The 18,675-nt window shown below is 71.0% G+C and carries 10 protein-coding genes; 6 read left to right on the forward strand and 4 right to left on the reverse strand.

What is annotated here, in order from left to right:
• Positions 1-106: 106 nt before the first annotated feature.
• Entirely contained in the window at positions 107-874 is a 768-nt protein-coding gene (locus ACZ53N_RS28100; protein WP_469143595.1) for an enoyl-CoA hydratase/isomerase family protein, read from the reverse strand.
• Positions 875-989: 115 nt separating this feature from the next.
• Positions 990-2,213 (reverse strand): L,D-transpeptidase, encoded by a 1,224-nt coding sequence (locus tag ACZ53N_RS28105; RefSeq protein ID WP_469143596.1) that lies wholly within the window; start codon positions 2,211-2,213, stop codon positions 990-992.
• A gap of 407 nt (positions 2,214-2,620) precedes the next feature.
• Here ACZ53N_RS28105 and glgX point away from each other — a divergent pair, with 407 nt between their 5' ends.
• Positions 2,621-5,017 (forward strand): glycogen debranching protein GlgX, encoded by a 2,397-nt coding sequence (gene glgX, locus ACZ53N_RS28110; protein ID WP_469143597.1) that lies wholly within the window; start codon positions 2,621-2,623, stop codon positions 5,015-5,017.
• On the opposite strand, the gene ACZ53N_RS28115 is transcribed toward glgX, so the two are convergent.
• On the reverse strand, positions 4,987-6,108 hold the full coding sequence (locus tag ACZ53N_RS28115; RefSeq protein ID WP_469143598.1) for a hypothetical protein: 1,122 nt from the start codon (positions 6,106-6,108) through the stop codon (positions 4,987-4,989). The two genes, glgX and ACZ53N_RS28115, sit on opposite strands and share 31 nt — an antisense overlap.
• A 246-nt stretch (positions 6,109-6,354) precedes the next feature.
• On the opposite strand from ACZ53N_RS28115, the gene ACZ53N_RS28120 reads away from it, so the two are divergent.
• The 4 genes from ACZ53N_RS28120 (at position 6,355) to ACZ53N_RS28135 (ending at position 14,771) form a co-directional block, all read left to right on the forward strand.
• Positions 6,355-8,205 (forward strand): ABC transporter ATP-binding protein, encoded by a 1,851-nt coding sequence (locus ACZ53N_RS28120; protein WP_469143599.1) that lies wholly within the window; start codon positions 6,355-6,357, stop codon positions 8,203-8,205.
• Positions 8,202-10,070, forward strand: coding sequence for an ABC transporter ATP-binding protein (locus tag ACZ53N_RS28125; protein WP_469143600.1), 1,869 nt, complete (start codon positions 8,202-8,204; stop codon positions 10,068-10,070). Before ACZ53N_RS28120 ends, ACZ53N_RS28125 begins: the two co-directional genes overlap by 4 nt.
• Before the next feature lie 594 nt (positions 10,071-10,664).
• Positions 10,665-12,932: a M4 family metallopeptidase gene (locus ACZ53N_RS28130; protein ID WP_469143601.1), complete on the forward strand. Its 2,268-nt coding sequence runs from the start codon at positions 10,665-10,667 to the stop codon at positions 12,930-12,932.
• Between the two features lie 264 nt (positions 12,933-13,196).
• A complete protein-coding gene (locus ACZ53N_RS28135; protein ID WP_469143602.1) occupies positions 13,197-14,771 on the forward strand; it encodes a M4 family metallopeptidase in 1,575 nt (524 codons plus the stop codon).
• Positions 14,772-14,843: 72 nt separating this feature from the next.
• On the opposite strand, the gene glgP is transcribed toward ACZ53N_RS28135, so the two are convergent.
• Positions 14,844-17,471, reverse strand: a complete 2,628-nt coding sequence (gene glgP, locus ACZ53N_RS28140; protein ID WP_469143603.1) for an alpha-glucan family phosphorylase — start codon at positions 17,469-17,471, stop codon at positions 14,844-14,846.
• 108 nt (positions 17,472-17,579) lie between these two features.
• Between glgP and ACZ53N_RS28145 the strand changes: the two genes are divergently transcribed.
• Positions 17,580-18,551 carry a helix-turn-helix domain-containing protein gene (locus ACZ53N_RS28145; RefSeq protein ID WP_469143604.1) on the forward strand — a complete coding sequence of 324 codons (972 nt, stop codon included), beginning with the start codon at positions 17,580-17,582 and terminating at the stop codon, positions 18,549-18,551.
• The last annotated feature ends 124 nt before the right edge of the window (positions 18,552-18,675 follow it).

The raw sequence follows: 18,675 nt of genomic DNA on the forward strand, positions 1-18,675 counted from the left end.
GGGTCAATCCAAGGGGTACGCACGCCGGAGGAAATTCCCCCACAAGAGGCAACCCCTCCGGCGTGCGCCCCCGACAGGGTGTCGGTGGCCGGCAACCCGGCGCGGGTCAGCCGAACTTGGCCTTGCCCGGCCCGTCCTGGACGAAGCTGCGCATACCGATCTCCCGGTCCTCGGTCGCGAACAGCCCCGCGAACCAGTTGCGCTCGATCGCGAGCCCGGTGTCGATGTCGGTCTCCAGCCCCGCGTCCACCGCCTCCTTGGCCGCGCGCAGCGCGATGGCGGGCCCGGCCGCGAGCCTCGCCGCCCACGCGTGCGCCTGCTCGTACACCTCCTCGGCCGGTACGACCCGGTCGACGAGTCCCAGGGAGAGCGCCTCCTCGGCCTTGACCTGACGACCGGTGAAGATGAGGTCCTTGGCCTTGGACGGGCCGATGAGCCGAGCCAGCCGCTGGGTGCCGCCCGCGCCGGGGATGAGTCCGAGCAGGATCTCGGGCTGGCCGAACTTGGCGTTCTCGGCGGCGATCCGGAAGTCGGCGCACAGGGCCAGCTCACAGCCGCCGCCCAGGGCGTAGCCGGTGACGGCGGCGACGACGGGCTTGGGGATGCGGGCCACGGCCGTGAAGGAGTCCTGGAGCGCGCGGGACCGCGCCACCATGGCGGCGTGGTCCATGTTCTGCATCTCCTTGATGTCCGCGCCGGCCGCGAACACCTTCTCCCCGCCCCACAGCACGACGGCCCGTACGTCGTCGCGGCGGGTCGTCTCCTCGGCCAGCTCCCGGATCCGGTCCTGGGAAGCCATGTCCAGTGCGTTCATCGGCGGACGGTCGAGCCGGATCGTGCCGACGCCCTCGGCTACCTCTAGATGCACAGTCATGACAGCAGGTTAGTACCGGGGATTTCGGGGGTGTTCCCCGAGAAGACGCAAGTCCCCCTGGGGCCCGGTGCACTGGTCCACCGTGCACCGGGCCCCAGGGGGACGACGTAGGACGTCAGCTGCTCTTGCCCCAGTCCGCCCAGGACATGTTCCAGCCGTTGAGGCCGTTCTCGGGCTGGATCGTCTTGTCGTCGGAGTTCTTCACGACGACGACGTCACCGATGAGGGAGTTGTTGAAGAACCAGGCGGCCGGGGTGTTCGGGTCGCCGCCGCCGCGCTGGTCCTCCAGACCCACGCAACCGTGGCTGGCGTTCTCCGAGCCGAAGGTGGAGGAACCGGACCAGTAGTTGCCGTGCAGGAAGGTGCCGGAGCTGGACAGGCGCATCGCGTGCGGCACGTCCGGGATGTCGTACTCGCCCTTGCCGTCGGCGTTGGTGAAGCCGACGGTGGCGCCGTTCATGCGCGTCACCTCGTGCTTCTCGCTGATGACCATCTGGCCGTTGTACGTGGGGTTGGCAGGGGCGCCGGCCGAGATCGGGACGGTCTTGATGACCTTGCCGTCACGCTCGACCGTCATCTGGTGGGACTTGGCGTCGACCGTGCTGACCTGGCTGCGGCCGACCGTGAACTTCAGGGTCTTGGTCTGCGAGCCGTAGACGCCCTCGCGGCCCTCGACGCCGTCGAGGTTGAGCTGGACGGTCACCTTGGTGCCGGCGGCCCAGTACTTCTCGGGACGGATGTCGAAGCGGTCGTTGCCGAACCAGTGGCCCTTGAGGGGTACCGACGGCTCGGCGGTCACCTTGACGGCCCGCTCGACGGCCTTGGGGTTGGTGATGCCACGGCTGAAATTGATTGATACGGGCATTCCCACGCCGACGGTGGTGCCGTCCTCGGGCGTGAAGTAGCCAACGAAGGTGTTCTTCGGAGTGAGGGTCGTGAACGTCGCGTGCTTGGCGGACGTTCGGCCCTCCTTGTCCTTGGCGATGGCGTCGACCGTGTACTTCGTGGAGGCGGCCAGGTGACTGGTCGGCTCCCAGGCCGCACCACCGCCGGTTATCTTGCCGTCGACCGTCTTGCCCTTGGCGTCGGCGACCTTGACGGAGGTGATGCTGCCCTTCTCGGCGGTGACCTTGAGGGCGCCGCTCGTCGCGACGTCCTTCGCACCGTCCTTGGGGGCGATGGTGACGACGGCCTGCGAGGGGCCACCGACACTGGCACCGGCCTTCTTCGCGTCATCCGACCCGCCACAGGCGGTGACCAGCAGCAACGTGGCCCCGAGCAGCGCGGCGAGCGGTGCGCTGCGGCTCCCCCGCCGACCCGGTATCGGCTGCGTCTTCAAAACGGTTGTCTCCCCTCACACGGCCCGCCCACGCGGCGCCCATCTGAGCGCGGCACGCGCGCATGGCGATAGATAACCACACGCCTCGGACTGCTCCGCCCCCCGCGTATGTCACCGTTCGGTCCCAAATGGGAGTGGTGGTGCGAGCCGTGTGCCTGGGGACTGGCCAGTGGCTCGATCGGGGCAGCATATTTCAGCCGCGCGGGCCGGACGACCGGGGCCCGGCCGGACGCCGTCGAGGGGCCGGGCGGGGCCGGGTCCGCCGCTGCACTCGTTTGCCGGTGCCGATCACGCGTGTGAGCGCACCCGTGGATCTGGGCAGAACTGGGGGAAGGACGCAACCGCCGACGCCCGGCCCGGGAGCCGGGTGCCCGGCGCGCCAGCCGAGAGCCGCCGGAGGCGAACACGTGTCGAGCGCACCCGAGCAAGAGGCGGAACAGGGCGAGAGCTTCGGACGCGGTCCAGGGCGGCCCGGCGCGGGGGCCGGCCCGGCCCCCGTCACGGCCGGGGCGAACGGCCATCGGCCGACGGCTTCGGCGCCCCCGCCCGGCGCCCCCGTCCGGCCGGGCAGCCCGGAGCCGCTCGGGGCCCGCTTCAAGGTGGGCGCGGACGGGGTGGCCGGGACGAACTTCGCCCTGTGGGCGGCCGGGGCGGAGGCCGTGGAGCTGTGCCTGTTCGACGACGAGGAAGGGGCAGAGGGGGATACCGGGGCCGGCCCCGGTGGTGCCGTACGCGAAACCCGCTGGCGGCTGACCGAGTTGACGCATGAGATCTGGCACGGCTTCGTCCCCGGCGTACTGCCCGGCCGCCGCTACGGCTACCGCGTGCACGGCCGCTGGGACCCCTGGACGGGCGCCCGCTGGAACCCCTCGAAGCTGCTGCTCGACCCGTACGCGCGCGCGGTGGACGGCGACTTCGCCCTCCCCCCCGAGGTGTACGGGCACGTCCGCGACTGGCCGCAGCAGCACATCGCCGACACCGTGCGCGACGAGCGCGACTCGGCCCCGTACGTCCCCAAGGGGGTGGTCGTCGCCGATGACGACGACTGGGCGGACGACCACCGCCCCAAGACCCCCTGGCCCGACTCGGTCATCTACGAGCTGCACGTGCGCGGCTTCACCATGCGCCACCCCGGCATCCCGGAGCGGCTGCGCGGCACCTACGCCGGGCTCGCGCACCCCGCGGCCGTGGAGCATCTGGTCCGGCTGGGGGTGACGGCCGTGGAGCTGCTGCCGGTGCACCAGTTCGCGCACGAGGACCACCTGTTACGACGTGGCCTGCGCAATTACTGGGGCTACAACTCCATCGGCTACTTCGCACCGCACGCCGCCTACGCCGCCTCGGGGTCGCGGGGGCGGCAGGTCGGCGAGTTCAAGCGCATGGTGCGGGCCCTGCACGCGGCGGGCATCGAGGTCATCCTCGACGTCGTCTACAACCACACGGCCGAGGGCGGCGAGCTGGGCCCGACCCTGTCCCTGCGGGGCATCGACAACCGCGGCTACTACCGGCTGCAGGGCGACGCCCGCCGCTACGCCGACTACACGGGGTGCGGGAACACCCTCCACGTGGTGCAGCCGAACGTCCTGCGGCTGATCACCGACTCGCTGCGCTACTGGGTCACGGAGATGGGCGTCGACGGCTTCCGCTTCGACCTGGCGGCGGCCCTGGCCCGGTCGATGCACGACGTCGACATGCTCTCCCCGTTCCTCGCGGTCATCGCCCAGGACCCCGTGCTGCGCCGCGTCAAGCTGATCGCCGAGCCCTGGGACGTGGGCTCCGGCGGCTATCAGGTCGGCGCCTTCCCCCCGCTGTGGGCGGAGTGGAACGACCGCTACCGCGACGCGGTGCGCGACTTCTGGCGGGGCGCGCTGCCCGACGTCCGGGACCTCGGCTACCGGCTCTCGGGCTCCAGCGACCTCTATGCGTGGGGCGGCCGCCGCCCGTACGCCTCCGTCAACTTCGTGACCGCGCACGACGGCTTCACCCTGCGGGACCTGGTCAGTTACGAGCAGAAGCACAACGAGGCCAACGGCGAGGGCAACCGGGACGGCACGGGTGACAACCGGTCGTGGAACTGCGGCGCCGAGGGCGAGACCGACGATCCGGCCGTCCGGGCCCTGCGGCAGCGGCAGTTGCGCAACCTGCTGACCACGCTGCTGCTGTCCACCGGGGTGCCGATGCTGGTGGCGGGCGACGAGATGGGCCGCACCCAGCGGGGCAACAACAACGCGTACTGTCAGGACAACGCCACCAGTTGGATCGACTGGTCGTTGCTGGACGACACCGCGGACCCGGGATGGCGGGCCCTGAGGGACCTCTGCTCCCGGCTGCTCGCGCTGCGCCGCACCCACCCGGTGCTGCGCAGCGGCGCCTTCTTCTCCGGCCGTCCGCAGAGCGCGGACGGTCTGCGGGATCTGGCCTGGTTCGGCCCGCGCGGCACGGAGATGACCGAGGCCGACTGGTACGCGCCGACCCGCACCCTCGGCATGTACCTCTCCGGCCGGGACATACCGCAGCGCGATCCGCAGGGCGGCCCGGTCACGGACGACAGCTTCCTGGCCGTCCTGCACGGCGGTCACCGCCCGCAGCGTTTCACCCTTCCGGGCCCTCCTTGGGCGGACGCGTACGAGCTGCTCGTGGACACCTCACGGGAGGAGCAGCGCACGGCACCGGGCACCCGCCGCAAGGCGGGTGCCCGGATCACGGTGCCGCCCCGGACGGTACTGCTGCTGCGGGCGGTACCCCCGCGCGGCGGGGAGGCCGGGGAGACGGCTCAGGAGCCGGGGGCGGAGGTGCGGAGGTAGCAGGTGAAGAGATCCATGTGCCTGGTGCGCCTTTTGCCTTCGTCGGTAGTGGTCCGGACCTGGCCGGAGTCGCTCACCACGTGGGAGCGTCCTGCCGGGACCGCGTCCCGCGTCCACTCCTCGGGAACCATGCTGACCGCGTCCCGGCACCACTCTCCGGCCCGCTTCATCGAAAAATCCCCGCCAGCCGCTTCCGAGCCCTGGACCTCCGCCCTATGCCTGATCACGCGCAGATCGTGCCGCCGATCGCAGGAAACCTCGCGCACCGTCGACACGGAAGGAAGCCCCGGAGCGGTCACCGCACAGTAACCAGGTTCCAGTTGATTGATATAGACCCATGCCTTGGTCGCGTCCTGTGCCTTGGCTGGATCGGGCAGGAGCCGGGTGGCCCTGCCGCCATAGCCCGACAGCTCGTACCTGGCCCTGATGCTCTTCACTCCCTCCACCTGCCGCATATGAGCGAGCAGCGGTGTCAGGTCCATCGTGGCCCGAACCACCCGGCCCCGGGAGTCGAGCCGTACGTTCAGCGGGAACCACGCGCTCCTGCCCTTGCCGACTTCGCTGTTCCAGTCGCCCTTCATCTGCCTCAGGCCTCTGGGCAGGGCGGTGGCCGCGACTCCTCCGGGCACCGCGGCCCGGTAGTCGCGCCCGCCGTCCTCGCGAACCACGGGTCGGCCCTGCGGGCGCGCGGAGGCAATCACCTCGGCCAGGGTTCCTCCGTACGGTGCCGACTCCCCCACGAACCGCTGTAGCGAGCGCATCGCGTAGGCGACCGCTCCGGCCCCTGTGGGCCGGTAGCTCAGCCATGTGGCTCCCTCGCGGACGAGCACCTGGCGCGCCACGATTGCGAACGTCTGGGTACCGGGAGGGTCGACCTCGTCGGCGACCCCCTCGGGGAAGTCGTCCGGGATGCTCACGGTCCGCTCCGCGTAGGCGGTGCCCCTGCCGAAGTCCTGTTCGCCCCGGCTGGTTTCGACCATGTCGCCTCCGGCGGATCCGACGACGAGCGTCGAGGTGAAGCGGGCCAGGCCCGACTGCCGTGTCACGTCCCGGGCCTTGAGCAGCTGCATCGACTGTTCGGCGTCGAACACCGGGTGAGCCGGCTCGGGGGGCTTGTCACCGCCCGGCGTCCCGCAGGAGACAGCCCCCATCAGTAAGACCAGTAACGCCACCGCTCTTCGACCGCCACGGCCCCCACGAACACCACGCATCGCGCCCCACCCTCAAGTCACTTGGAATTCCCCTGATCAAACCAACCCGGCCTGTACCACGGGCGCAAGTCCTAGGTACAAAAACCGGCTGGGCGTTGTCAGTGGGGAACCGTACGCTCGCCGGTGATGACTGAAACGACCACGCCCCCGGAGACCCGTCCACGGCGCTCCGCCGTGCGATCGCTGTTACGCCTGTGGCCGTATGTACGGCCGGTGCGGGGACGGCTGGCCGGGGCCGCGCTCGTGGGGGTGGTGGCCTCGTGCCTGGGGCTGGTCATTCCGCTCGCGCTCAAGTGGATCGTGGACGGGCCCGTCGCCGAGCGGAATCCGTCCGGGGTGTGGCTGGGTGGTGTGGTGCTGCTGGTGCTCGGGGTCGCGGAGGCGGTGTTGTTCTGGGTCCGGCGCTTGTTGGTGGCGCGGCCCCTGGCGCGGGTCGAGGCGGATATGCGGGCGGCGCTCTTCCGTCATCTGCAGCGACTTCCCGTCGCCTTCCATGACCGCTGGTCCTCCGGGCAGCTGCTCTCGCGCGGCACGACCGATCTGATGCTGATGCGGATGTTTCTGGCGTTTCCGCTGACCTTCCTGCTGGTCAACGCCACGACGATCGTCGTGGGCTTCGCCATTCTGCTGGCTCAGCAGTGGACGCTGGGGTTGGTGCTGCTCGCACCCGTCGCCCCGCTGGTCGTGCTGTGCTGGTTCTTCGAGGAGCGCTATTCCCTGGCCGCGCGCACCGCGCAGGACCAGGTGGGCGATGTGACCACGATCATCGAGGAGAGCGTCCTCGGTATCCGCATCATCAAAGGGTTTGGCCAACACCGTGGGCAGGAGCGGGCCTTCGGGTCCCTGTCCGAGCGGCTGCGGACGACGGAGCTCCGCAAGGCGGGTCTGCTGGGGACGCTCTGGGCGCTGATCATGGTGTTGCCCGAGTTGGCGATCGGGGCGGCGTTGCTGGCCGGGGTGGTGCAGGTCGCGGACGGCGAGCTGTCGGCGGGCACGCTCGTGGCGTTCCTGTCCACGGCGCTGGCGCTGCGCTGGCCGGTCGAGTCGCTCGGTTTCCTGCTCGCGATGACCAATGAGACCGCGACGGCTTCGGACCGCTTCTTCGAGGTGATGGACGTCGCGGAGGCGGACCCCGGGCCGAGGGCGCCTTTGAAAACGGAGGGGCAGCCGGGCGGGCCGGGGACGCAGGACCGCGGGCTGCGTCTCGAAGGTGTCGAATTCCGCTATCCCGACGCACCGCCGGACGCACCGCCCGTTCTCCGGGGGATCGATCTGCACATCCGGCCCGGCGAGACCATGGCCCTCGTCGGCACCACGGGCAGCGGCAAGACCACGCTGACGGCGCTGATTCCCCGGTTGCACGAGGCGACCGCCGGCCGCATCACCCTCGACGGCGAGGACATCACCGCGCTGCCCCGCGAGCGGCTGCGCGAGCTGGTCTCCGTCGCCTTCGAGGAGCCCACCCTCTTCTCCGCCTCCGTCGGCGAGAACGTCCTGATGGGCGCGGAGGGCGCGGGCGAGTCCGATCTCGAGCGCGCTCTGGCCGTCGCCCAGGCCGACTTCGTGGCCGCCCTCCCCGACGGGCACCGCACCCAGGTCGGGGAGCAGGGGCTCAGCCTCTCCGGCGGTCAGCGGCAGCGGCTGGCACTGGCCCGGGCGGTCGTCGGCAGCCCGCGCTTCCTCATCCTGGACGACCCCCTGTCGGCGCTCGACGTGCACACCGAGGCGGCGGTCGAGGCGGCGCTGCGCGAGGTGCTGGCGACCACGACGGCTCTCGTCGTCGCCCACCGCCCGTCGACGGTGCTGCTCGCCGACCGCGTCGCGCTGCTCTCGCGGGGCCGGATCGCGGCGGTCGGCACCCACTACGAACTGCTGCACGGCAACGAGGAGTACGCGTCACTCATGTCCGGCCACGACGGCTCCGAGGACTCCGAGGACTCCGAGGACAACGCGCGGGACGGAGGCTCTCCGCGATGACCACCGATGTTTCCGGCCCCGATGTCTCCGGCCCGCCGGCCGCCGAGGAGAAGGAGAAGGGCGCCGAGCCCGTCGGCGATCCCTTCGACCGGGACGTGCTGCCCACCCCCAAGGGCGCCTCCCGCGCCCTGCTGCGTTCGCTGCTCGCCCCCGCCCGGGGCCGGGTGCGGATCGCCGTCGTCCTGCTGCTGCTCCAGCAGGCCGCGGTGCAGGCGGGCCCGCTGCTCGTCGCGTACGCCATCGACCACGGTGTGCCCGCCGTGCGCCGCCACGACTACGGTCCGCTCGTCGCCGTCGGCGCCGGATACGTGATCTGCGCGCTGACCGCCGGGCTGTTGCAGCTCGCCTTCATCCGGCTCGCGGCCCGCATCGGCCAGGGCGCCCTGCTGGATCTGCGCGGCCGGATCTTCCGGCACGCGCAGACGCTCGGCGTCGACTTCCACGAGCGCTACACCTCCGGCCGGATCGTCTCCCGCGCCACCACCGACGTGGAGTCGATCCGCGAGCTGCTGAACGACGGCCTCCAGGAGCTGATCGGCGTCGTCCTGTCCGTGGTGTACGTCTCCGCGATGCTGCTCTACCTGGACTGGGGCCTGGGTGCCGCGGCGATGGTCTCCTTCGGTCCGCTGTATCTGTTCGTGCGCTCCTACCAGCGGCGCTCCCGGCGGGTGTACGGCAGGCGGTCCACGGCGATCGCGGCCGTCATCGTGAAGTTCACCGAGACGATGAACGGCATCCGGCCGGTCCAGGCGTTCCGTCGCGAGCGGGTCAACGAGGCGGATTTCCGGGTGCTCAATGATCGCCATCTGCGGGCCAACGGCGATGTGATGCTGGAGATGGCCCGCTATGTGGTCTCCGCGCGGCTGGCGGCCAACACCGCGCTGGCCGCGATCGTGCTGTGGGGCGCCTACCGGGTGGCCTCCGGCGGGCTGGCGCTCGGGGTGCTCGCGGCGTCGGTGATGTATCTGCGGCGGCTGTACGACCCCATCGACCGGCTCGGGATGTTCCTCAACGCCTATCAGTCCGCGGCGGCCTCGTTGGAGAAGATCGCGGGGCTGCTCGCCCAGCGGCCCTCCGTGCCCGAGCCGGCCGATCCCCGTCCCCTGCCGGAGCGCCCTTCCGGCCGGCCGGGCCGCGAGGTCGTCTTCGACGGGGTGAGTTTCGCCTACCGCACGGGCGGCGAGGTGCTGCCCCGCTTCGACCTCACCCTCGCCGCCGGGCGGACGGTGGCCGTGGTCGGCTCCACGGGCGCCGGCAAGTCCACGCTCGCCAAGCTGCTCGCCCGGTTCTACGACCCCACCGAGGGCCGTGTCGTGCTGGACGGCGTCCCCCTGCCCGAGCTGTCGGGGGCCGAGCTGCGCCGCGCGGTGGTCATGGTGACGCAGGAGGCCTTCCTGTTCTCCGGCACGGTGGCGGAGAACATCGCCATCGGCCGCCCCGGCGCCACCCGCGAGGACATCGAGCGCGCGGCGAAGGCCATCGGCGCCCATGACTTCATCACCGCGCTGCCGGACGGCTATGACACGGACGTCCGCAAGCGTGGCGGCCGTATCTCCGCCGGCCAGCGCCAATTGGTCGGCTTCGCCCGCGCCCTGCTCGCCGACCCGGCGGTCCTCGTCCTCGACGAGGCGACGTCCTCACTGGATGTTCCCGGTGAGCGTGCGGTGCAGCGCGCGATGCGCACGGTGCTGCGCGGCCGTACGGCGGTGGTCATCGCGCACCGGCTGTCGACCGTGGAGATCGCGGACCGGGTCCTGGTGATGGCCGGCGGCCGGGTCGTGGAGGACGGCACTCCCGCCGAACTGATCGCGGGCACCGGGCGTTTCGCCGCGCTGCACCGCGCGTGGCGGGACAGCCTGGTCTGACCCTTCGCCTGGTCGGCCGGCTTTGCCGCCTGCGGCGGCGAGCGCCCAGCGGGCGCGTCCTCAAGCGCCGGTACGGGCTGAATGAAGCCCGTCCGGCGCTTGAGAACACAGCACAGCAGCCCGTCCGGCAGGGGTGCGGACGACACCTCCCACCGGCCATGGCCGGTTCGTACGCCTGGACGAAATGGGGTCCGGGATGTTTAGCGGCGGTACTCACGGGTCCGGCGCCGATCAGCCGAGCGGCGAGCGACCGGCATCCGCCCGCTATCCGGACCGCGGTCTTTTCTCAACGGACGGATTTTGGCCAACTTGGTTCCACAGTCCTGACACGTACATGCCTGCGGTGGCACTCTTCCCTCCACCGACGCACGGCTTCCCCACAGCCTCTCGGCCTCGCGTCGACTTCCGTTTCTCCGCGCCTGCCCCCACACCCCCCGTTCACCGCGGCCACCGCCCCCTCGCCCGACAGCACCGGGCGGCCGCGGCGGCGTACGGGAAACGTTCCACGAGTTCTGCCTCGCTCTGCCCGGTCGGCCACTTGGGCGCCCGGTCACCCCCCGGCCACCCACCGTGGCCACCGCAGAAGGAGCCAGCGTGAGACCCACCCCCCATCGACGCGCCGTCGCGACCGGCGCGCTCGTCGCCGTCACGGCGATGCTCGCCGTCGGAGTACAGACCGGTTCCGCCAACGCCCGCACCGACGACGCGGGCTCGGGACAGAAGATCCTCGCCAAGGCCGACCCCGGCGCCCTGCCGGTCAAGCTGTCGCCGTCGCAGCGTGCGGAGCTGATACGCGACGCGAACGCGACCAAGGCGACGACCGCGAAGTCCCTCGGCCTCGGCGCCAAGGAGAAGCTGGTCGTCCGCGACGTCACCCAGGACGCCGACGGCGCCACCCACACCCGCTACGAGCGCACCTACGACGGCCTGCCCGTGCTCGGCGGCGACCTCGTGGTCGACGCGGCCAAGGGCGGCAAGCTCAAGACCGTCGCCAAGGCCACCAAGGCGCGGGTGAGCGTCGCCACGACCTCCGCGTCCTTCGCCGCCGCCACCGCCGAGAAGGACGCCGTCAAGGCGGCCAAGGCGCAGGGCTCGAAGGCCACCAAGGCCGACCGGGCCCCGCGCAAGGTGATCTGGGCAGCGAACGGCAAGCCCGTCCTCGCGTACGAGACGGTCGTCGGCGGTCTCCAGCACGACGGCACGCCCAACGAGCTGCATGTCATCAGTGACGCGAAGACCGGTAAGAAGCTCTTCCAGTTCCAGGGCGTCCAGCAGGGCACCGGCAACAGCCAGTACAGCGGCAAGGTCACCATCGGCACGTCCGGGTCGTACCAGCTCAACGACACCGCGCGCGGCGGCCACAAGACGTACAACCTGAACAAGGGCACGTCCGGCACCGGCACGCTGTTCACCGACAGCGACGACGTCTGGGGCAACGGCACCACCACCGACCCGGCCACCGCGGGCGTGGACGCGCACTACGGCGCCCAGCTCACCTGGGACTACTACAAGAACGTGCACGGCCGCACCGGCATCAAGGGCGACGGCGTGGGCGCGTACAGCCGGGTCCACTACGGCAACAACTACGTCAACGCCTTCTGGTCCGACGACTGCTTCTGCATGACCTACGGCGACGGCAGCGGCAACGCCAAGCCGCTCACCTCGATCGACGTGGCCGCGCACGAGATGACGCACGGCGTCACCTCGAACACCGCCAAGCTCGTCTACAGCGGTGAGTCCGGCGGTCTGAACGAGGCCACCTCCGACATCTTCGCCGCGGCCGTCGAGTTCTGGGCCAACAACGCCCAGGACGTCGGCGACTACCTGGTCGGCGAGAAGATCGACATCCGGGGCAACGGCACCCCGCTGCGCTACATGGACAAGCCCAGCAAGGACGGCCAGTCCAAGGACTCCTGGTACTCCGGCCTCGGCGGCATCGACGTGCACTACTCGTCGGGCCCGGCCAACCACTGGTTCTACCTGGCCTCCGAGGGCAGCGGACAGAAGGAGATCAACGGGGTCAAGTACGACTCCCCGACCTCCGACGGGCTGCCGGTGACCGCCATCGGCCGGGACAACGCCGCGAAGATCTGGTTCAAGGCGCTGTCCCAGCGCATGCAGTCCAACACCAACTACGCGGGTGCCCGGGACGCGACGCTGTGGGCCGCCGGTGAGCTGTTCGGCGTCGGCAGCGAGACGTACAACAACACCGCCAACGCCTGGGCCGCCATCAACGTCGGCCCCCGGGTCTCCACCGGTGTCTCGGTCACCAGCCCCGGCGACCAGGTGAGCGTGCTGAACCAGGCCGTCTCCCTGCAGATCAAGGCCACCGGCTCCGGCGCCCTGAACTACAGCGCGACCGGGCTCCCGGCCGGTCTGTCGATCAACGCCTCCACCGGTCTGATCTCCGGCACCGTCACCACCGCCGGCACCAGCAACGTGACGGTGACGGTCAAGGACGCGAACGGCAAGACGGGCACCGCCACCTTCAAGTGGACGGTCAACACCTCGGGCGACGGCAACGTCTTCGAGAACACCACCGACGTGGCCATCCCCGACGCCGGTGACGCCGTGACCTCGCCGATCGTCGTGACCCGCAGCGGGAACGCCCCGAGCGCCCTCAAGGTCGACGTCAACATCAAGCACACCTACCGCGGTGACCTCCAGATCGACCTGGTCGCCCCCGACGGCACGGCCTACCGGCTGAAGAACAGCGACGCCTGGGACTCCGCCGCCGATGTCGTCGCCTCGTACACCGTCGACGCCTCCGGCAAGGCGGCCGCCGGCACCTGGAAGCTCAAGGTCCAGGACGTCTACTCCGCCGACGACGGTCACATCGACAGCTGGAAGCTCACGTTCTGAGACCCGGTTCCTCGGTCACCCGCACAGTGGCCGATAACCGACTGAACCAGGCACCGTCCGGGGTGAGTTCGACTCCCCCGGGCGGTGCCGTTGCAGTGTTTTGTCCGGTATCTCCGCCCGCAATACTGCGTTCAAGGAATCTTTACCGGACAGTAATCACCCAAGCCTCAATATTCCCAGCAGAACGCACGCAAGTTCGAGCAGACTGTGCGCAGTTGGGCGTGATCTCCGGCGCCCGGCACCCCACAGTCAGAGGAGTACCGCGTGCGCCACACCTCCCGCATATCCCGCTCCGGACACCGCCGTGCCGTCGCCGCCAGCGCCGCCACGGTCGCCGCCGCCCTGCTCGCCGCAGGCTTCAGCACCGGATCGGTCCAGGCCGCCGACGCCCCCGGCGCGGGCGACCACACCAAGTCCCTCGGTCTGGGCGGCCAGGAGAAGCTGATCGCCCGTGGCGTCATCACCGACGCGGACGGCACGGTCCACACCCGGTACGAGCGCACCTTCGACGGCCTGCCGGTGCTCGGCGGCGACCTGATCGTCCACCAGGCCAAGAACGGCAAGGTCGAAGAGGTCACCAAGGCCACCGACGCGGACATCAAGGTCCCCTCCACCACCCCGAAGGTCAAGGCTCCCGCGGCCGAGAAGCACGCGCTCGCCGCGGCGAAGTCGGCCGGCGGCAAGACGGCCGAGACCGACAAGGCGCCGCGCAAGGTGATCTGGGCCGCGAGCGGCAAGCCCGTCCTCGCGTACGAGACCGTGGTCACCGGTGTGCAGCACGACGGCACGCCCAGCAAGCTCCACGTCATCACCGACGCCACGACCGGCCAGAAGATCTACGAGTTCCAGGCCGTGGTGACCGGCACCGGCACCGGCCAGTACAACGGCAAGGTCAAGGTCGGCTCGGTCAAGAGCGGCAAGTCCTTCCTGCTGAAGGACAACGCGCGCGGCGGCCACATGGTCTACAACCTCAAGCACGCCGAGGACGGCCGGGGCGCCACCTTCACCGACGCCGACGACATCTGGGGCAACGGCAAGCCGACCATCGCCCAGACCGCCGCGGTCGACGCCCAGTACGGCGCTGCCGTCACCTGGGACTACTACAAGAACGTGCTGGGCCGTAAGGGCATCAAGAACGACGGCAAGGCCGCCTTCTCCCGGGTCCACTACGGCAAGGAGTACGTCAACGCCTTCTGGGACGACGACTGCTTCTGCATGACCTACGGCGACGGCGAGGGCGACAAGAAGCCCCTCACCTCGATCGACGTCGCGGCCCACGAGATGAGCCACGGTGTCACCTCCGCCACGGCGAAGCTCAACTACAGCGGCGAGTCCGGCGGTCTCAACGAGGCCACCTCCGACATCTTCGCCGCGGCCGTCGAGTTCTACGCCAAGAACGCCGCCGACAAGGGCGACTACCTGGTCGGCGAGAAGATCGACATCAACGGCGACGGCACCCCGCTGCGCTACATGGACAAGCCCAGCAAGGACGGCGGCTCGCCCGACTACTGGAACTCCAAGCTCGGCGACCTCGATGTGCACTACTCCTCGGGCGTCGCGAACCACTTCTTCTACCTGCTGTCCGAGGGCAGCGGCAAGAAGACCATCAACGGCGTCACGTACGACAGCCCGACCAAGGACGGCAAGGCCGTCAAGGGCATCGGCCGGGCCGCCGCCGAGAAGATCTGGTACAAGGCGCTGACCACGTACATGACGTCCACGACCAACTACAAGGGCGCCCGTGCGGCGACCCTGAAGGCGGCCAAGGCGCTGTACGGGCAGAACAGCGCCCAGTACAAGGCCGTCGGCGCCGCCTGGACCGGCGTCAACGTCAAGTGACGCGCTGACGACCGCACTCATGTGAAGCGCCCGGTGCGCACGGCGAAGGCCGTGCCACCGGGCGCTTCGCGTTCATCGCATCAGCACGCCCGCCTTCTTGCCGGAGGACTCCGGCGGCAGCGCCACCAGGCCGAGCTCGGCGCCGCTGGCCAGCAGCCGGTGGGCGGGCAGGATCCGGACGGTGTAGCCGAAGGGGCCCGTGCTGTCGAGGGTCAGCGAGCCCTCGTACTGGCGGCGGCCGTCCATCGCGGGGGCGCCCGTGGGCTTGAGCGGGACGGCGGCGGTCCGCGAGAGCCGGTCGGCGGGATCGACCCGGCCGGCGACGGCCTGCACCTCCACGTCCGAGGGATCCAGGTCGCCGAGGGTGACGCTCACCCGCAGACAGATCGTGGAGCCCAGCTCGGCCGTGCCGTTCAGCGGGCTGTCGGCCACCGTCTCCACATGGTCGACGGCCACCGCCGGCCACGCGGCCCGTACCCGCGCCTTCCACTCGGCCAGCTCCCGCGCGGCCTCGGGGAACAGGGCCCGCTGGGCCTCGGCGGCGGGTCCGTAGAGCCGCTCGACATACTCACGCACCATGCGCCCCGCGAGCACCTTCGGGCCGAGGGTGCCCAGCGTCCTGCGGACCATCTCGATCCAGCGCCCGGGCAACCCGCCCGTGCCCCGGTCGTAGAAGCGCGGCGCGACCCGGTTCTCCAGCAGCTCGTACAGGGCGGCCGCCTCCACGTCGTCGCGGCGGGTCTCGTCCATGGCCGTGCCGTCGGCGGTGGGGATCGCCCAGCCGAAGTCGGGCTCGTACCACTCGTCCCACCAGCCGTCGAGGACGGAGAGGTTCAGACAGCCGTTGAGCGCGGCCTTCATGCCGGAGGTGCCGCACGCCTCCAGGGGGCGCAGCGGGTTGTTCAGCCAGACGTCACAGCCGGGGTAGAGCTTCTGGGCCATCGCCATGCCGTAGTCCGGGAGGAAGACGACGCGATGGCGCACGCGGGGGTCGTCGGTGAAGCGGACGAGCTCCTGGACGAGCCGTTTGCCGCTGTCGTCGGCCGGGTGGGCCTTGCCCGCGACGACGATCTGGATCGGCCGCTCGGGGTGCAGCAGCAGCCGGGTCAGCCGCTCGGGGTCGCGGAGCATCAGGGTCAGCCGCTTGTACGACGGGACGCGGCGGGCGAAGCCGATGGTGAGGACGTCGGGGTCGAGCACTCCGTCGATCCAGCCGAGTTCGGCTGTCCCCGCGCCGCGCTGCCGCCAGGAGGCGCGCAGCCGCTCCCGCACCTCTTCGACGAGCTGTTCGCGCAGGGTGCGGCGCAGCTCCCAGATGTCGGCGTCGGGGATGTCGGCGACGGTGTCCCAGCGCTGTTTGCCGCCGACGGTCAGGGCGTCCTCGGCCCGGCCCGCGCCGATCTGGCGGGCGCCGAGCCGGAAGACCTCGGGGGCGATCCAGGTGGGGGCGTGGACGCCGTTGGTGATGGAGGTGATCGGCACCTCCTCGGCGTCGAAGCCCGGCCAGAGTCCGGCGAACATCTCCCGGCTGACCTGCCCGTGGAGAGTGGAGACGCCGTTGGCGCGCTGGGCCAGGCGCAGGCCCATGACGGCCATGTTGAAGAGGTTGGGCTCGCCGCCGGGGTAGGTCTCCAGACCGAGTTCGAGGATCTTGCCGACGTCGATGCCGGGCAGCTCCCCGCCGTCGCCGAGGTGGCGGGCGACGAGCTCGCGGTCGAAGCGGTCGATGCCGGCGGGCACGGGGGTGTGGGTGGTGAAGACGGCGCCGGCCCGGACGCTCTCCAGCGCGGAGTCGAAGTCGGCCCCTTGTTCGGCCAGTTCGCGGATGCGCTCCAGGCCGAGGAAGCCGGCGTGGCCCTCGTTGGTGTGGAAGACCTCGGGGGCGGGGTGGCCGGTCAGCCGGCAGTACGTCCGTACGGCGCGGACCCCGCCGATGCCCAGCAGCATCTCCTGGAGCAGCCGGTGCTCGCTGCCGCCGCCGTAGAGCCGGTCGGTGACGTCGCGCTCGCCCGGTCCGTTCTCCTCGACGTCGGAGTCGAGGAGCAGCAGCGGCACCCGGCCGACTCTGGCCTGCCAGATGTACGCGCGCAGGGACCGGCCGCCGGGAAGGGCGAGGGCGACCCGGCTGGGGGTGCCGTCGGGCTCGCGGAGCATCGACAGGGGCAGCTCGTCGGGGTCGAGGAGGGGGTAGGTCTCCTGCTGCCAGCCTTCGCGTGAGAGGGACTGGCGGAAGTAGCCGTGGCGGTAGAGCAGCCCGACGCCGATGAGGGGGACGCCGAGGTCGCTGGCGGACTTCAGATGGTCGCCGGCGAGGATGCCGAGGCCGCCGCTGTACTGCGGGAGGGCGGCGGTGATGCCGAACTCGGGCGAGAAGTAGGCGACCGCCTCGGGCAGCCCGGGGGGCTGTTCCTGGTACCAGCGCCGGCCGGTGAGGTAGTCGTGCAGATCGTCGGCGGCCGCGGCGAGCCGCCGCCGGAAGCGGCGGTCGTCGGCGAGGGCGGCCAGCCGGGTGGCGGGCACGGCGCCCAGCAGCCGCAGCGGGTCCCCGCCTGCGGCCTGCCAGCCCTCGGGGTCGACGGACTGGAAGAGCTCGCGGGTCTCGGGGTGCCAGGACCAGCGCAGATTGCGCGCCAGCTCACTGAGCGGTCGTAGGGACTCCGGAAGGACGGGGCGCACACTGAATCGACGAATGGCCTTCACCCCCACGACGGTAGCGGCGCGGCCCCCCGGGTTTCCGGCAGTGACGCCAACTGCCTGCCACTGACAGGGGCAGGCAACGGGCGTGCGCCCTGTTGTTGACTGGCACGTATGAACACACCTGGCGAGTTGGGAAGCTTCCTCCGTACGCGTCGAGCCCGGTTGCAGCCGGAGGACGTGGGTCTCGTGTCGTACGGCGCGCGCCGGCGCGTGCCCGGGCTGCGGCGCGAGGAGCTGGCGCAGCTGGCGGGCGTGAGCGTCGCGTATTACACCCGTTTGGAGCAGGGGCAGTCGGGCAATGCCTCGGACGGTGTCCTGGACGCGATAGCGCGGGCACTGCGGCTGACCCCCGACGAGCATGATCATCTGCGGAATCTGGCGCGGCCGGGGCGGGCGGGGCGGCGGCCCGCGCCCCGGGTGGAGACGGCCCGGCCGGGGGTGCGGCAGCTGGTCGCGGCCATGGAGGGGGTGCCGGCGGTCATCGTCGACCTCCGCTACGACGTGCTGGGCTGGAACGCCCTGGGGCATGCGCTGCTGGCGGGGCATCTGGCCGCCGACGCCCCGGCGCGCCCGGCCGACCGGCCCAATACGCAACGGCTGTTCTTCCTGGATCCGCACGCGCGCGAGCTGTATCCGCAGTGGGACAAGGAGGCGCGGCGGGCGGTCTCCTCGCTGCGGCTGGCGGCGGGCGAGCATCCGGAGGACCGCGGGCTGGCGGAGCTGATCGGGGAGCTGACGATGCGGAGCCCGGAGTTCGCCGCGCTGTGGGCGCGGCATCCGGTGCGGGCGTGCACCTCGGGGGTGAAGGAGTTTCATCACCCGTTGGTGGGATGGATGGCGCTGTCGTTCGAGATGCTGCGGTTGCCGGACTCGGGCGGTCAGGGGGTGGTGGCGTACAGCGCCGAGCCGGGTTCGCCGTCGGAGGCGGCGCTGCGGCTGCTCTCGTCCGCGACCGGTGCGAGCCCCGCCGCCGCCACCGGAGCGGATACCGGGACCCGCACGGAAACAAGCGCGGAGACAGGCACCCGTCCGCATGGTGGACAGGGCCCGTCGGCCGAACGGGGGAGGCCGATCACCGGCTGATGCATCGGTACGAGGCGGAACTACGCCGCGCGTACAGCAGGAGCGCGCGCGGCGAAAACCCGCTACGGCTGTCGGTGAGGTGGCCGGGGCGCCGATTCCCCGATCGGCCGCCGCTTACCCGTTT

Source organism: Streptomyces sp. NPDC033229, assembly GCF_055576875.1.